The 552-nt window shown below is 42.0% G+C and carries 1 protein-coding gene and 1 pseudogene; both read right to left on the reverse strand.

What is annotated here, in order from left to right; all coding sequences use genetic code 11:
- Positions 1 to 55 precede the first annotated feature (55 nt).
- Positions 56 to 397, reverse strand: coding sequence for a GPW/gp25 family protein (locus ACFIKO_RS09505; protein ID WP_375673934.1), 342 nt, complete (start codon positions 395 to 397; stop codon positions 56 to 58).
- Positions 394 to 552: pseudogene (locus tag ACFIKO_RS09510) on the reverse strand (phage baseplate assembly protein V); the annotation flags it as partial. The gene ACFIKO_RS09505 and the pseudogene ACFIKO_RS09510, both read right to left, overlap by 4 nt.

Raw genomic sequence — 552 nt, forward strand, 5'->3', positions numbered from 1 at the left:
CGTATTTCCTCAAAAGAAAGTTCTGTGATGATTTCGGGTTTTGCAAGCACTCCATTCATTTTATCAATAATCCTTCCATGGTAATGGGCTTGCCGGATGGCAAATAAATGCCTTCAAAGGACAAAGAAACTTGTCCAGCCTCACCCCATTTAAAATCAATTTTTTTCAATTTAAAACGCGGTTCCCACTTGTCTAAAGCCTCAGCAACAGCAGCATAAAGAGCAACAGCAAAAGCATTATTCACTGGAGCATCAATGAGTTCTGCAACATGTGAACCATAATCACGCCGCATTACACGCGAACCAATCCGCGTTGACAAAATATCAAGGATTGATTGGCGTAAATGATCAATGCCGGTTAATGGCTTTCCTGTTGTACGGTCCATTCCACTGTTCAATTGGGACCTCCTGTCATCGAGCCACCAGGGGAAACACCACCATGAACATGGCTGTTTCCAATATTGGTGCCGTTATGCTTTAGTCCACTTGAATGAATGGAAACATTATTTCCAGAATGAAGAGAGAGACTATCATTCGAATTCAGTGAAATGCC

Source organism: Bartonella sp. TS82HLJMH, assembly GCF_042193495.1.
Taxonomy (GTDB): Bacteria; Pseudomonadota; Alphaproteobacteria; order Rhizobiales; family Rhizobiaceae; genus Bartonella; species Bartonella grahamii.